We start from the raw sequence: 15,806 nt of genomic DNA, 5'->3' as shown, positions 1-15,806 counted from the left end.
AAAAAATGCTAAAGATAGAAACACGGTTTTTAAAATAAAGATTTTTGTGCTGTTCATTCTTTTTTAGCGTTGTTCTCATTAAAAATATAATGCCTTCCATATAATTTTGGAAGGCATTGTGTTGGTATGGGTTTATTATAATAGTTTGAACCTTTTTCAATGAGTATGACTAAGCTTTTGTCAGTTCCTTCTTGAAATTTTCTATAGTCGTTCTGTACATTTCTTCGTAGATAGGAAGGATGTTTTTCAGGTCAAATTTGATAGCCTGGTCTTTAGCATTCTGCTTCATGGTAGCTAAAAGTTCATCATTGCTCAAAAGTTTGATTGTATAATTGCTCATCGCTTCTACATTTCCGATCTCGGCTAAGAATCCTGTTTCTCCCTGGATATTTACCTCAGGAATTCCTCCTGCATTGGAGCTGATTACCGGAGTGTAAGCCGCCATAGCTTCCAGGGCTGCCAGACCGAAACTTTCCTGTTCCGAAGGAAGCAGAAATACATCGGAAAGCTGTAAGATTTTATAAAGATCGTTTACTTTTCCTAACAGACGGATTTTTGAAATAAGCTCAGGATTTTCTTCCAGAAACTGGTTTACTTTTTCCATATCCGGCCCTTCACCGATGATGATCAGTTTGGACTTCACTTTTTTCTCAACGCTCTTGAAAATCTGCAGAACTTCATCTACACGTTTTACGGGACGAAGGTTAGAGACATGGATCAGAATTTTCTCATCCGGATTGGCAAACTGTGTTCTCTGGCATTCCGTTAAGTCGTCAAATTCAGAATTATCTATAAAATTGGTAATCACCTGTATCTGTTTCTTGATGTTGAAAAACTGCAGCGTATCTTTTTTCAGGCTTTCAGAAACCGATGTAATGGCATCTGACTGGTTGATTGAAAATTCCACCGCATGTTTATAGCTCGGATGCTGTCCCACAAGGGTAATATCTGTTCCGTGAAGCGTTGTTACCAATGGAATATCATTATTATCTTCCTTCAGCATCTGTTTTGCCGTAAATGCAGCATATGCGTATGGAATGGCATAATGGGCGTGTAACAGATCCAGTTTGTAAAGATTCACGACACGGTAAATCATCGAGCTTAATGCAATATCATAAGGCTGATACTGGAAAAGCGGATAAGTCTGCACATTCACTCTGTGAAAGAAAATGTTCGGGTTGGTAATGTCCAGTCTCGCAGGGAGCGCAGAACTTATAAAGTGAACCTCATAGCCTTTGTTGGCAAGAGACATTCCCAGTTCTGTTGCCACGATTCCGCTTCCTCCGTAGGTCGGATAGCAAAGTATGCCTATTTTCATTAGATTATTGTTGTTTTGGTGTTGTAAAAACTGTTGTATTCACATTCGAAGCAGAAGATGGAGCTTTTTCGATTCCCATTCCTGCTTTCAGCTGGTCATTCACCAGTACAGGCAGTTTGCCCCATATTTTTGTTGTTCCGTTCAGCGCAGCGGCTGCAGCGGTCATAGAGTCGTCATTGTTTTCGTAAGAGACCAATACAGTAGATACTTTTGAAATATCGATATCTTTTAAAGCGTATGCACTTCCGAATACATTTAAAATAACATTCTGATTTTTGGTGAGATCAGCAAGAACTTTCTTCGATTCTGCTGATATTTTATAAGGTTTATAAGCTGTTGAATTATCCTTGTGAAATCCTACGATTACGGTAGAACCTGCGGGAATACTACCAATTTCGTTGGCTTTCTTAGTGATCACATGAGATCCTAATCGATTGGCGAAAGTCTGATAAGGTGCTTCTTCCAAAGGAACATAATATGTCTGTTTCCCAGTGATCGGAAGCAGTTTCTGATCATCTTTTAACAGTGTCAAAGCGTTGGCGTATAGATTTTGCACCAACGTTTTGTGAGAGTCGTTATTCAGATCGCTATTGATATTTTCAGGATTTTTCGGGGTGTATTGAGTAAGGCCCAGGAAATATTTCGTCAGTAAAATCTTTTTTACACTTTCCTCGACTCTCGATTGAGAAATTTCACCTTTTTCAATTCCTTTCTGAATTAATTTTTTTCCTTCTGAAACGCCCTGAGAGAAAAGCATGATATCATTTCCGGCTTTAAATGCAAGGGCATCCAGTTCGCCCGGCTTATATTTATTGGCTACAGCGCCCATATTTAGGGCATCTGTGATAATTAAACCTTTATATCCCAACTGATCTTTTAATATCCCTGTAATGATGTTTTTAGAAACCGAAGCAGGAATACCTTTTCCGGATTCAAGGCTTGGTACATATAAGTGAGCCACCATCACACCACCGATTCCTTTATCCATCAAAGCTTTAAAAGGAGCCAGTTCCACCGTATTCAATCTTTCCAGACTATGTGAAACTACCGGCAGATCCAGGTGCGAGTCTGTACTCGTATCACCGTGTCCCGGAAAATGTTTGATCGCAGCAAGGATCGTATTATCCTGAAGTCCGTTGGAATAGGATAAAGCTGAACTGATCACATTATCCACTTCTGAACCGAAACTTCTGTTTCCGATAATAGGATTGTTAGGGTTGGTATTCACATCAACTACCGGTGCAAAATCCCAGTTGATTCCCATTCGGTGGCAGTCTTCCGCTATTTTGGCGGACATTTGGTAAATAAGGCTTTTATCCTGTATCGCGCCAAGGGTCATTGCCCATGGAAATTTGTGAGCCGTAGCAATTCTCTGGAAAATTCCCCATTCTGCATCCATCCCGATCATCATCGGAATTTTTGATTTCTGCTGGAATTCATTCACCAGATTGATTTCTCTGGCTGCATCGTCCTGCATCAGAATCAGTCCTCCGATTTTATCAGTAACCACAATGTTTCTGATCTGGTTAATATAGTCTTCCCCTTTGTTCGTATAAAGGGCTACAATAAACAGCTGACCTAGTTTTTCGTCCTGTGAAAGTGACCGGTAGGTTTTGTCTACCCAGTGATGAGCCTTTTTCAGGTCTTCTTTGGAAATGTTTTTAGGTTGGTATTGAGCTTTGGCTGTAAAGCTTATTAATGAAAAAATAAAGAGGGAAGTATATAACAATTTCTTCATGATCTTTTGAATAAGAACAAAAATACAATTAAAAAAATGATGAAAACAAAGTTTTTGCAACTTTTGGTATATGATTTGAATACGCTTTATAAATAATAACTAAACTTTTCTAAAAATGAAAAAAATTCTTCCTTTTCTATTCCTGGCATTTGTATCATTATTTATATTCAGCTGTGATAACAAAGATGATTCAGATAGCGACACATATTCAAGAATGAGAGATATCACAGGATCATTCACCAATGGAAACGGATATGCGTTTACACAGGGAATTGATATTAACCAGACAGATGTGGTTTTAGTGTATAGAGCGGCAGGTAATGCATGGCAGCAGATTCCAAAATCTGTTTATTTACCAAATTCAGGAACTTTACCAACAAACAGAGTATTTGATTATAATTTCGTTTTTGATTCTCAGAATGTACAGATCAGAATCGATGATCAGAATTTTGATCTTGGAACACAAATGACACCCGCTGAGACAGCAAGTTATTTAAACAATCAAAGATTCAGATTAGTACTTGTTCCTGCACAAGCAAGCAAAAATGCAAGTAGTGTAGATTACAGTGATTATAACGCTGTGGTAAAGTACTATAACCTTGATGAAACTAAGGTAAAGAATACCAAGGTTAACTAATTAAGAAATATCTTTTCAGTTTTTTATAATTATTATGAGCTTCGGGAGCAATTCCGGAGCTTTTTTTTATTCCATTCTTTACAATTTTCTTTGTGTAGAAATAAAAAAGATTAATTTTATCTTCAAACTATGAATCAAATTATGATTAAGAACTGTTATTTTAAATTTTTACTTATTGTTCCTTTACTCATGTTATCTTCATGCAGGGAGACTGAGGATCATAATGCAGATGAAAACTATGTTTCTCCTCATATGGGAAAATGGGTGGGAACCTATTCAGGAGATTTGAATGGAACTTTGATTATGAATGTCTCAAAAAGTGGAAGTATAGAGGTAACAAGAACTGTAAATAATAAGGTGGAAGAGGTCTATTCCACAAGCCTTCAGCCCAATGGAAGCGGTGCTATAAGCTCGTCTGTTTCTCCAAAAGGTTTTGTTCTGACCGGAAGTTTACAAACCAAATCCGGGATATGGAAACAGTATCATTTTAGGGGAAACTGGTCAGTGAAATATTTCCCTACTCCTTTATAACCGAATGTTGATAATCAAAATAAAAAGCTCCAGAATTTCTTCCGGAGCTTTTATGTTTTATCTAATTGTCATTATCATCTAATAAATGACCGAAGAAATCTTTTTTTGTCTGCAGATAGCCTTTGCTCATCTCATTGGCAGGAATCTGTAAAGGGATCCTTGAATTAAGATGAATGTTGCTTTCCACTACATATTTTACCTTTTCCGGATTATTGGTTAAAAGATTAATATCTTTTACATCCAACAGATTCAGGATATCGATAGCAACACCGAAGTTTCTGTCATCAGCCGGAAGTCCCAGTTCGAGATTGGCCTGTACAGTATCGCGCCCTTTTTCCTGGAGTGAATAAGCCTTTAGCTTGTTGATAATCCCGATATTCCTTCCTTCCTGACGAAGGTAAACAATAATGCCTCCGTGCTCATGGGTATATTTCATTGCGGCATCCAGTTGCTGCCCGCATTCACATTTTTTTGAATGGAAAACTTCTCCTGTAATGCATTCTGAGTGGAAACGTACGTTCACCGGTTTTGAAAAATCTGTATTTTCTGCTACGATGGCCATGTGTGGCATCCAGTCGTTTTCGTTTTCGGAGAAAGCGATCATTCGGAAAGAGCCGTGTTCTGTAGGAACATTAGCTTCTGCCTGAATTTTAATCATTAATAGTGGTTCGTTTTTAATTTCCTTTTAAAGAATCTTCTATGACAGAAATATTGGTTTTTAGACGTACGAGATATCTGTTGAGAACTTCATCATCATCTTTATCAAGCTGCTGTCTGAGTTTTTGAATTTTCTTGTATGATTTTTCGAAGCTTTTAACTGCTCTGTTTTTTCCGTTAGAGTTGTTGGCATCTATGGCATATAAATAATTCTGCAGGCTATATTTCAAGCTTGTAACTTCATCATTTAACCCGTTATTCTTGAACTTTGGAAAAGTAGAAATCAGATTTGAAATTTCAGAAGCATTTACATTTTCTTTGATATTGATATCAAAACCTTTCTTTACCCCTCTGTCGGAATCAGAACCTTTAGTTTCGCTGTAAAAATTATTAGACAACGGAGAAAGATTAAGCTTCTCCGTTGCGCAGGAAGTTATAATTAATAGTAGTACTCCAAAAAAAAATAGTTTTCTCATTTCTGTTGCCCCTTTTGATAAAGGATCGGATTAAGACTATCATCGTTATACATTTTCATTTGTTTGTATACTTTCATCTTAATATTACCGTATTCAATATCAGTAAGCAACTGATTTATAGAAGTTGATAGATCTTCTTTCTGAGTAAGCAGTACATCCAGTTTAGCCTGGCAGTTAGCACGGTGCTCTTCAGAAGCGGATTCTCTATTGGCCTCTAACGACATATGATAAACCTTTAACGCAAGAATTGATAGTCTGTCTACTGCCCAAGCGGGCGTTTCAGTATTGATTTTTGCATCAGGTCTAGGAGTTATATTTTCAAACTTTGTAAGGAACCAGCTGTCGATAAATTCTACCAGATCTGTTCTCTTCTGGTTAGAAGCATCTATCGTTCTCTTCAGTTGAAGAGCTTCAGCGGGATCAATATTTTCATCTCTAATAATATCTTCTAAATGCCATTGAACGGTATCAATCCAGTTCTTTGCATACAAAATCCGTTCCAAACTGTCTTTTTCGAACGGGTTATTAATTAGAGAGTTAACGTCATCGGACACGTGATAGTCTTCAATAGATTGATTGAAGACTTTCCATGCAGTCTCGGTAAAATTCATTAATTCTGAGGAATTTTAGTTGCTGGGAGTATTATTATTGTTGTTGGTAGAAGAGGTTTTATCAGAACCTGGTTTGTCCTCTTCCTTCACCGCATCTTTAAATTCTTTGATACCTGAACCAACTCCTCTCATTAATTCCGGAATTTTCTTTCCTCCAAAAAGCAATACCAAAAGTATCGCTACGATAAGGATGTGCTGCCAAGATAAGGCAAGTATTGTTAGTGTATTCATCTCTTAAGATTTTTGCAAAGTTAAAGCTTTTTTTAATACGAAATCCAACCTAATGGGTCAACTGGTGTATTTCCGTTCCATACTTGGAAATCAAGGGTATAAGAACCATCGAAATCCTGAGCTACCGTACCTACCGGAGTACCGGAAGAAACCTGCTGTCCTTTGGAGACACTTACGTTTCCTAGGTTAGAATAAATCGTGAAATAGCTTCCGTGCTTTACCATAACGGTTTTTGTTCCGTCGCTGTTTGCCAATACAGAAGAGACTGTTCCCGGATATACAGATTTTGCACGAGTTCCTGAAGGGACGGCGATTTTGATTCCTGTATTATCTTCAACAATATTTTTGAAAACCGGGTGCGGCTGTCTTCCAAATCGGTGGGTTACCTGTCCGGCTCTGTCCGCAGGATATCCTAATTTCCCTCTGCTGTCTGCAAAACTGCTGCCGGTAGAAGTAGTTACTCCGTAGCTGGTCATTGCTTTTGTTTCAGCGGCTTTTTTCTCTTCTTCTTTTTTCTTGTTCAGTGCAGCTTCTGCGGCTCTTGCAGCAACAAGTTTATCTGTAGCTTCTTTTGCTCTTGCATTCGCTTCATCAGATGCTTTTTTCGCGGCTACTCTTCTGGCTTCGTCTTTTGCACTGGATTCAGCTCTTGCAGCCTCTTCATTACGTTTTCTCTCCTCTTCAGCTCTTTTTGCAGCAAGATCAGCTGCTTTTTTAGCTTCAATTTCTGCCAGCTTTCTTTCTCTTTCCAGGGCTTCTGCTCTGGCTTTAGCTTCCGCTTCAATTCTGGCTTTTTCTCTTTCTGCAATCAGTTTAGCCATACGGATTTTTTCGGCTTCGGCTTTTCTTCTGGCTTCTTCTTCAGCTTTTGCTATTCTGATTTCCTCCGCGATGATAGCTCTGATCTGTCCTTCCAGAGTTTTAGACTGAACCTGCTTTTGCTTAAGTTCTACCGTAAGTTTGGCTTCATTTTTCTTGAAATCCGCCAACAGTTGCTCCTTCTGTGCTCTTTCTGCATTGATGGTAGCCAGATCTTTCTGCTGGTTCACCAGAAGATTATCTTTTTCTCTTGCGGAGCTCTGTTTCTGTGCGATTGATTTTTTGATCTGGGCAGCTGCGTTGCTGATCTCTGCAGCTTTTTTATCCTGATAGTCAGCGTACTGTTTAAGGTATTGAACCCTTCTTATGGCTTCACCCAGATTTTTGGATGAAAGAATGAAGGTTACTTTATTCTGTACTCCTTTGTTTTTGTAAGCATTGACCAAAACCTGAGCATAATTCTTTCTGAGAACTTCCAATTCTTTATTCTGGCGGTTGATTTCCAGCTGACGCAGATAGATTTCGTCCTCAATAAATCTTTTTTCTTTCTGAGTATTGGTATACACTTTTTCTCTCAAAGTCAGTTTCTTATTGACGTTGGTAAGATAGGCTACGGAAAGTTTAGATTCGTTTCTGGTTTTAGCCAGATCTGTATTTATCTGTACAATTTGTTTTTTAAGATCGGCATTCTGTTTCTGAAGCTGTTCCTTGTTCTGCTGTCCCTGATGCAGGCCGAACAGTAGAATACCTATTAAAAAGCTAAATTTTTTAATCATTTAATCTCAATTTTCTTATAACTGGATGGTACAGAATAAGGTGTTTCCATCCTCGAAAAGTCAAATTTCGTGTTTTCCAGTAAAATCTGACTAGATTTTGAACCTTTTATAATTATTTTAACATTTTTCGGAAGACGAATTCCATTGTATTCATTCCAGTTACTATAAGAGATTTCCAGTTCGTCGGTAGATAAAACATCTTTTAAATTTACGCTTAGCAGATCATAATTCGTATCATAGTTAAGCTCAATTTTATACTCTCTGGTTTTCTCATCCGTCGTAATTTTTTGATTAGCGTTGGAAACCATTTTAAAGCCCTGTGCGTTTTGGGTCAGGGTAAACTGAGAATCGCTGATCTTGACAAAAGTCCTGCCCATCAGTATTTTTTCAAGTGATTTGTAATCGATGAAATTGACATTAAGCAGTTTATTCAGGTAATCAAAATCGGAATCGATATAGGTTTTGCTAGTCTTATCCTGACCTTTAATTCCTTCAGGTGTCGCGATACCTTTGGCTACATTGAAAAACAGGGCCTGAAGGTTCATCCATACCTTTTTATCGTTTTCAATATAGATGACGGCATCAAGGGTTGGAATAAAGCTGCCGGTTTCCACATTCACTTTACTGTTGATCTTGATCTGATCAAATTTCAAAGGAACCACAACATGCTCGTAGAACGAAAATTTATCTCTTACCGGCTCGTTGGCATCTTTGGGATTACGGTTGTCGTCTGTGATAACAACAGTGCTGTCCTGCGCTTTGCCGTTGTTTTTGGCAGCATTTCTCGTTTTACAGGATGAAAGGGTAAGAAATAGTAAAAGTATCGGGATCCAGTTTTTCATGTATTTATCTTTCAATTAAAGAAAAAACGCTGCAATATTAAAGCCAAACCACACAAAAAATGTTGTGTGGTCTGGATGTATCTTATTTTATATTAATTATTTCTGATCTTATTTAGATAAAAAATCTAAAACAGAGTAGTCACCTAATGAGATTTCTCTGGCCACTCCGAAGTATTGTGCAGAGTTGCCAATCATAGAGTTGGAAAGATTTCCGTGGTTAATTCTTGTGTTTTCCTGGATCAGAGAGTTTTCGATATTGGAATTCACAATGATCGTATTATTTCCTAATGAAACACCCGGACCTACTTTTGAATTAGAGATCTTCACATTTTCTCCGATGAAGCACGGCTGGATAATCAATGAATTTTCGATCACTGCTGATGCCGGATAATTATTCATTTCTTCTATCTCGTAGGCAAGAATTTTACTGTTGGTTTCTACGGTAGCATTTTTATTTCCGCAGTCCATCCAGTCGTTTACTTTTCCCAGAGTGAATTTTGCTCCTTTTGCTCTAAGGTTCTCCAAGGCAGTTGTCAGCTGATATTCGCCACCGTTTTTTATATTATTGTCCATAATATAATTGATCTCTTCCATCAGTTTTTCAGCACTGTTGAAATAATAAATTCCGATGATGGCAAGGTCCGATACAAAGGTTTGTGGTTTTTCCACGAAGTCTGTAATGAAACCGTAGTTGTCTAATTTTACCACTCCGAAAGCAGACGGATCTTCTACACTTTTCACCCAGATTACTCCATCCGAATTTTTATCCAGCTGGAAATCTGCACGGAAAAGGGTATCTGCAAAAGCAATCACCACATCTCCCTGCATGGAGTCTTCAGCACATTTGATAGCGTGTGCGGTACCCAGCGGATCGTTCTGGTAATATATACTGCCTTTTGCTCCCAGTTTCTCGGCTATCTGAAGAAGAGACTTTTCAATCTCCGGTCCGAAATCCCCAATGATAAATGCTACTTCTTCAATTTTTTCACCTGCTACTTTAGCAATATCTTCTACCAGTCTCTGTACGATAGGTTTTCCTGCAATCGGAATAAGAGGTTTTGGAACGGTCAGAGTATGTGGACGTAATCTGGAACCGCGTCCAGCCATAGGAACAATTATTTTCATAGACTATATGACAATGTTTTTATTTGTTAGTTTTTATTTTGGTACGGCTAAAGGTAATAATTTAAATCATTGCTGATCGTAATATTTATCATCTTTGCCAACTGCTGTTTAATTTTTTTTAAAAGAACTCAATAGTATCAAATTAGAGGCCATATCCTAAGACTTTTTTAGTATTTTGGATACGATAGCCTTCTCTTTATAGGCTACGAGGCCAATAAAAAGGAGTAAAAATAAATTTCCTACATAGTAATTGGTTCTGAAAAAATAGAAAGATACCAGAGAACATGTAATGGTAAAGACTAAATAGAGTGCAATCTTTCCGGTATTGTAATGAATCGGGTACTGTTTTTGTCCCCAGACATATGAAATAACCATCATAGACATAAAGGTGATCAGCGCAGCCATAGCACTTGCCCAGTACCCATATTCCGGGATAAAGAAGAAGTTAATGAAAACGGTAATACATGCCCCAATCACTGAAATATATAGACCGACTCTGGTTTGATCTGATAATTTATACCAGATGGAAAGATTAAGATAAATCCCCAGAAATAGGGCGCCCAACATCACAAACGGGATGATTTCAATCCCTTCATAATAAAGCGGGTTGCTCAGATATTTTTCCGAAATCCACTGAAGATTTACCATCAGACCCATATAAATAATACAGCTGCAGATGACAAAAACATCCATCAGTACTGCGTAGGTTTTATGTGAATCCTTATTTTTAAAACTTGAGAAGAAATACGGTTCTATACCCAGCTGATAGGCCTGTCGGAAAACTGTAATAAAAGTAGCGATTTTATAAACGGCTCCGTAGACTCCGATCTGATGGCGCGCTTCATCCGGAGGAAGGAGATATTTCAAAAACTGTCTGTCAAGCGTCTGGTTGACGATTCCTGCCAGTCCTGCAATCATTACCGGCCATGAATAATTCATGATTCTTTTCCATAATTTAAAATCAAATTTGGAAAGACTGAAGCTGAAGAATTCCTTTCCTACGATCAGTAATGTGATGATACTCTGCACTAAATTGGCAATGAATACATAACCTACTCCCAACTGAGGATCATATTTTAAACCGAAAATTCCTTCCGGATGTTTTGGAAGCCATCTGATGAAAAATATAACCAGTAAAAAGTAAACAACAGATCCGGCCACCTTGGAAAACATATACTTGAAAGCTTTCCCCTGCAGCCTTAATATAGCTGAAGGAATGGTAGAAAATGCATCCAGAGAAAGGATAAATAAAAAGATAACAAGGTAGTTGACCTGATCAGGGGTTTCAAATGCTATGGCAAGTTCGTTCCTGAAAACGTAGCCTAAGCCAAGGTAAATCAGAGCAATGCTGATAATACTTACGGAACATGTTGAAATCAATGTTTTCTTATCAATGCTTTCTTCCTGTGCAAAACGGAAAAAAGAGGTTTCCATACCGTGGGTAAGGAGAACCGTAATCACTCCTGCGATGGAATACCAGTCTACAAAGGGAGATGAAGCCGCGGGCCCGAAAGCCTTTGTCACAATAGGTGCAATGATGAACGGGAAAATACGGACTAATACTGAACTAAGCCCATATACGGCGGTCTGACCGAATAACTTCTTATACAAACTCGAAAATTTTATGCAAATGTAAATATTTAGAAATTGATTTATATTCGGCGACATTAAAATTCATTCATAAACCTTAATTTTGCTTTTTAACAGAAGTTAGAAACTAGATGTTAGAAGTTAGTGAGAGCATTCTTATGGATCACTCATGATTTTTGATACATAGCTATTCCTGGCTTCTGATTTCTAACATCTAATTTCTAAAGTAAAAATGAAGACTCTAATCAAAAATGTAAAAATCGTGAACGAAGGTAAGATCTTCGAAAGTGATGTCTTAATAGAAAATGACCTGATCTCGAAAATAGATTCCTCAATTTCAGAAGAGGCAGATCATATCATTGACGGTTCCGGAAAATATCTTCTGCCTGGTGTCATAGACGATCAGGTGCATTTCAGAGACCCGGGACTAACGCATAAAGGAGATATCGAAACAGAATCGAGAGCTGCCATCGCTGGTGGAATTACAAGTTTCATTGATCAGCCGAATACAGTTCCCAATGCGGTCACTCAAGAATTACTGGCGGATAAATACGAGATCGGTTCTCAAAAAGCATATGCCAACTATGGTTTTATGATGGGCGGAACCAATGATAATCTTGAAGAAGTTTTAAAGACCAATCCGAGAAATGTTCCGGGAATTAAATTATTCTTAGGCTCTTCTACGGGAAATATGCTTGTTGACAATCCTGAAACGCTGGAGAATATTTTCAGCAGCACAAAAATGCTGATTGCTGTTCACTGTGAAGATGAAGCTACGATCAGAGCCAATACGCAGACGTATCTGGATGAATACGGAGAGGATATTCCTGTGAAATTTCACCACCTGATCAGAAGTGAAGAAGCTTGCTATAAATCATCTTCGAAGGCAATTGAATTAGCAGAAAAAACAGGAGCAAGACTTCACGTTTTTCACCTTTCAACGGCTAAAGAAATGAAACTTTTCAGAAATGATATTCCATTAAAAGATAAAAAAATTACCGCTGAAGTATGTGTTCATCACTTGACATTTACCAATGAAGATTATGAGACCAAAGGTTCACTGATCAAATGGAATCCGGCTGTAAAAACTCAGAAAGACAAAGATGCGCTGTGGGAAGCCCTTCTGGATGACAGGATTGATGTCATAGCAACAGATCATGCGCCTCATACGGCTGAAGAAAAACAGAATGTATATACAAAATGTCCTTCCGGTGCTCCTTTGGTACAGCATTCATTACCTGTGATGCTTGAAAATTATCATCAAGGAAAAATTTCTTTGGAAAAAATCGTTGAAAAGATGTGTCACAATCCGGCTATACTTTTCAGAGTTGAGAAAAGAGGTTTTGTGAGAGAAGGCTACAAGGCAGATCTTGTTTTGGTTGATGTAAATGCAGACTGGACGGTAGCTAAAGATAATCTTCTGTACAAATGTGGCTGGAGTCCTCTGGAAGGAATGAATTTACATTCTAAAATAACCCAGACTTTTGTCAATGGACACCTTGTTTATAACAACGGAAATATTACTGAAGAAAAATTCGGGGAAAGACTTCTTTTTGAAGTAAGAGATTAGTGCTAAGACAAACATCAAAATAATAAAAGGGCAAATACAACTATTTGCTCTTTTATTTTCTATTAATTCCGGATGCGAAAGTAGAATCTTTATCTGAGAAAATTTTGAGTTATATTTTTTTTGACCACAAATTTCTCAGATGTACACAGATATTTGTGAACATTTGTGTCAATCATTTGTGGTATTTATGTTTGAACTATAAAAAAACTATTTCTTTGCCTTTGCACTCATATAAAAAGTAAGTTTTCCACCCGCTGTAATCTCAGAATGTTTTAGGGTGAAATTTTTAATCTCCTTTCCATTCAGAAGAATCTTTTCCACATATACATTCTTCGGATGTTGATTGATGGCTTCAATTTCAAAAGTCTTTCCGTTTTCAAGATTCAGAACCGCATGATCCACTGCCGGACTTCCAATCGAATAATCTTCAGAACCGGGAGCTACAGGATAAAATCCAAGCGAGCTTAAAATATACCATGCACTCATTTGTCCTACATCGTCATTTCCTCCGAGACCGTCCGGTGTCGCTTTGTACTGCATTTCTAAAATACGGCGAATCTGAGCCTGGGTTTTCCATGGCTGTCCTGCCCAATTGTAAAAATAGGCAACATGGTGAGCGGGTTCGTTTCCGTGAACATAGCCACCGATAATTCCTTCGCGGGTAATATCTTCTGTATCGGCGAAAAATTCATCGGGAAGATGCATGGTGAAAAGTTCATCCAATTTAGCTGCAAATTTTTTCTTTCCTCCCATCATCTGCATTAAACCATCAGGGTTTTGAGGAACAAAAAAGCTGTAGTTCCAGGAATTTCCTTCAATGAAACCCTGTCCGTGGGTGCTTAGAACATCAAAATCTTTTTTGAAACTTCCGTCTGCTAATCTGGGACGCATAAATCCGACTTTCAGGTCAAAATTATTTTTCCAGTTTTCAGAACGTTTGATAAACTGACTGTAGATTTCTGTTTCGCCTAAATGTTTGGCCAGTTGAGCAATCGCCCAGTCATCGTACGCATATTCCAAGGTATTGGAAACTGAAGTTCCGTTTTTCTCGGCTGGGATATACCCCATATCTATATAATATCCGATGCCTTCATAATCTCTTTTATTGGCGGTTGCGATGCAGGCTTTCAATACTTCTTTAGGATCACCGGTGTAATTTCCTTTGATCACGGCATCGGCAGCTACACTTACGCTGTGATACCCGCTCATGCACCAGTTGTCGTTGGCATAATGCGACCATATCGGAAGCATTTTCATGGAGAACTGATCATAATGGGCCATCATCGATTTGACCATATCATTGTTGCGTTTTGGCTGGATGATATTAAAGAAAGGGTGTAGGGCACGGTATGTATCCCATATGGAGAACGTGGTATAATTTGTAAAACCTTCTGCTTTGTGATTATTCTGATCCAAACCTTTGTATTCCCCGTTGATGTCCATATAAGTGGTAGGGCTGATGAAAGTATGATACATCGCAGTATAAAAGTTCGTCTTTTCTGTCTCGGAACCTTTAATAACGATTTTATTCAGTTCTTTATTCCAGTTTTCCTGGGCTTTTGCTTTGATCTGATCAAAAGATAAATTTCCGGTTTCTTTTTCAAGATTTTCCAAAGCATTGGCCTGACTTACCGGAGAAATGGCCAGTTTCACTTCAACCGCTTCATCTTCCCGGGTGTCAAAATCAAAATACATTTTCAGGTTTTTCCCGGCTATTTCCGGGAAATTTTTACTCTGGTCAAATTTTCTCCAGAATCCTTTGTATACCTGAGGGCCGTCAAAATTTTTCTGTCCGTATGATTTAAAAGGTTTTGAAAATTTCATCGCGAAATAAACCGTTCTGGTTCTGGCCCAGCCATTGGTCTGGCGATAACCGGTCACTGTACCGTCATTTTCTACGCGTACATAAGTCCATACATTTTTACCTTCATAATTATAAATTCCTGCGGTGAGATCTAAAATAATATGTGCCTGATCAGATTTTGGAAACGTATACCGGTGAACTCCGGTTCTTGTGGAGGCTGTCAGTTCTGCAAGAATATTGTGATCATCAAGCTTGACTTTATAATATCCGGCTTCTGCTTTTTCATTTTCATGGGAAAATCTGCTCCTGTAGCCGCTTTCAGGATTGGATGCAGTTCCTGGATTCAGCTGTAGTTTACCAACAGTGGGCATTATCAGAAAATCTCCCAGGTCAGAATGTCCTGTTCCGCTGAAATGGGTTGAGCTGAAGCCTACAATTGTTTTGTCTTCATAACGGTATCCTGCACAATATTTATATACCTCGCCGTTGTATTTGCCATTGAGTTCATATGAGATGGTATCTGTTTCCGGACTAAGCTGTACAGCTCCGAAAGGAACGGTGGCTCCGGGATATGTATGTCCCATTTTTTCGGTTCCGATGAATGGATTGACGTATTGTATTAATCTTTCAAATTTTTGAGCTTTAAGAGGTAAACCAAAAAATAAAAGGAATAGAAAAACAGTTGTTGCGTGATTTTTCATTAAGAATTCATTTTCAAAGTTTAAAATTAATTAAAAATCAAAGAATAATCTGTTATCGTTGTAATTTAAAAACAATTGGATCTGTATTTAACCTGAATTCGGGATAAGACATTTGTTTTAGATTTCAGACATCAGACTTTTTTATGAATCTTAGTACTTAACGTTTCGGAATGTGGGTTTCGTGGTTCAAACCAGAAACTACTTTTTATTTCCATATACTGGATCAATTTTAAAACCTGGGGAAGAGATAAGTTTTTTACGCAAAGTTCTATTCTAATACCGTACAGTAAAAGGAGAGCAAAGAGAGGAATCAATTTCATTGATTCGATTAAGCGGATGTTTTATACCGAGAGCTTAATCAGTGACGCAGTCACAGTCTT

The 15,806-nt window shown here is 38.0% G+C and carries 14 protein-coding genes; 3 read left to right on the top strand and 11 right to left on the bottom strand.

What is annotated here, in order from left to right:
- Positions 1–169: 169 nt before the first annotated feature.
- Entirely contained in the window at positions 170–1,318 is a 1,149-nt protein-coding gene (gene bshA, locus LC419_RS18630) for an N-acetyl-alpha-D-glucosaminyl L-malate synthase BshA (protein WP_223608769.1), read from the bottom strand.
- 4 nt (positions 1,319–1,322) lie between these two features.
- A complete protein-coding gene (locus tag LC419_RS18625; protein ID WP_223608768.1) occupies positions 1,323–3,056 on the bottom strand; it encodes a glycoside hydrolase family 3 protein in 1,734 nt (577 codons plus the stop codon).
- Between the two features lie 115 nt (positions 3,057–3,171).
- On the opposite strand from LC419_RS18625, the gene LC419_RS18620 reads away from it, so the two are divergent.
- Complete coding sequence (locus tag LC419_RS18620) at positions 3,172–3,693, top strand: hypothetical protein (protein WP_223608767.1); 522 nt, start codon at positions 3,172–3,174, stop codon at positions 3,691–3,693.
- Positions 3,694–3,834: 141 nt separating this feature from the next.
- On the top strand, positions 3,835–4,224 hold the full coding sequence (locus tag LC419_RS18615; protein WP_223608766.1) for a hypothetical protein: 390 nt from the start codon (positions 3,835–3,837) through the stop codon (positions 4,222–4,224).
- Positions 4,225–4,285: 61 nt separating this feature from the next.
- On the opposite strand, the gene ribA is transcribed toward LC419_RS18615, so the two are convergent.
- The 8 genes from ribA to LC419_RS18575 form a co-directional block, all read right to left on the bottom strand.
- Positions 4,286–4,882, bottom strand: coding sequence for a GTP cyclohydrolase II (gene ribA / locus LC419_RS18610; RefSeq protein ID WP_223608765.1), 597 nt, complete (start codon positions 4,880–4,882; stop codon positions 4,286–4,288).
- Between the two features lie 16 nt (positions 4,883–4,898).
- On the bottom strand, positions 4,899–5,357 hold the full coding sequence (locus tag LC419_RS18605) for a hypothetical protein (protein WP_223608764.1): 459 nt from the start codon (positions 5,355–5,357) through the stop codon (positions 4,899–4,901).
- Complete coding sequence (locus LC419_RS18600; RefSeq protein ID WP_223608763.1) at positions 5,354–5,968, bottom strand: DUF4254 domain-containing protein; 615 nt, start codon at positions 5,966–5,968, stop codon at positions 5,354–5,356. Before LC419_RS18600 ends, LC419_RS18605 begins: the two co-directional genes overlap by 4 nt.
- Positions 5,969–5,983: 15 nt before the next feature.
- Positions 5,984–6,199 (bottom strand): twin-arginine translocase TatA/TatE family subunit, encoded by a 216-nt coding sequence (locus LC419_RS18595; protein WP_034725845.1) that lies wholly within the window; start codon positions 6,197–6,199, stop codon positions 5,984–5,986.
- 32 nt (positions 6,200–6,231) lie between these two features.
- Complete coding sequence (locus LC419_RS18590) at positions 6,232–7,794, bottom strand: peptidoglycan DD-metalloendopeptidase family protein (RefSeq protein ID WP_223608762.1); 1,563 nt, start codon at positions 7,792–7,794, stop codon at positions 6,232–6,234.
- The gene (locus LC419_RS18585; protein WP_223608761.1) at positions 7,791–8,636 is read right to left on the bottom strand and encodes a DUF4292 domain-containing protein; all 846 of its coding nucleotides are present in this window, start codon (positions 8,634–8,636) and stop codon (positions 7,791–7,793) included. The genes LC419_RS18590 and LC419_RS18585 overlap by 4 nt, the downstream gene beginning before the upstream one ends.
- Before the next feature lie 108 nt (positions 8,637–8,744).
- The gene (locus LC419_RS18580) at positions 8,745–9,761 is read right to left on the bottom strand and encodes a sugar phosphate nucleotidyltransferase (RefSeq protein WP_223608760.1); all 1,017 of its coding nucleotides are present in this window, start codon (positions 9,759–9,761) and stop codon (positions 8,745–8,747) included.
- Between the two features lie 156 nt (positions 9,762–9,917).
- Positions 9,918–11,372 (bottom strand): lipopolysaccharide biosynthesis protein, encoded by a 1,455-nt coding sequence (locus LC419_RS18575; protein ID WP_223608759.1) that lies wholly within the window; start codon positions 11,370–11,372, stop codon positions 9,918–9,920.
- 211 nt (positions 11,373–11,583) lie between these two features.
- Between LC419_RS18575 and LC419_RS18570 the strand changes: the two genes are divergently transcribed.
- Positions 11,584–12,921, top strand: coding sequence for a dihydroorotase (locus tag LC419_RS18570; protein WP_223608758.1), 1,338 nt, complete (start codon positions 11,584–11,586; stop codon positions 12,919–12,921).
- Between the two features lie 207 nt (positions 12,922–13,128).
- Here LC419_RS18570 and LC419_RS18565 read toward each other — a convergent pair whose 3' ends face one another.
- Positions 13,129–15,426, bottom strand: coding sequence for a GH92 family glycosyl hydrolase (locus tag LC419_RS18565; protein WP_223608757.1), 2,298 nt, complete (start codon positions 15,424–15,426; stop codon positions 13,129–13,131).
- Positions 15,427–15,806: the final 380 nt, after the last annotated feature.

The sequence above is a fragment of the Chryseobacterium sp. OSA05B genome, from assembly GCF_019970065.1.
Lineage (GTDB): Bacteria > Bacteroidota > Bacteroidia > Flavobacteriales > Weeksellaceae > Chryseobacterium.
This window is presented reverse-complemented; position numbering and strand designations above follow the sequence as displayed.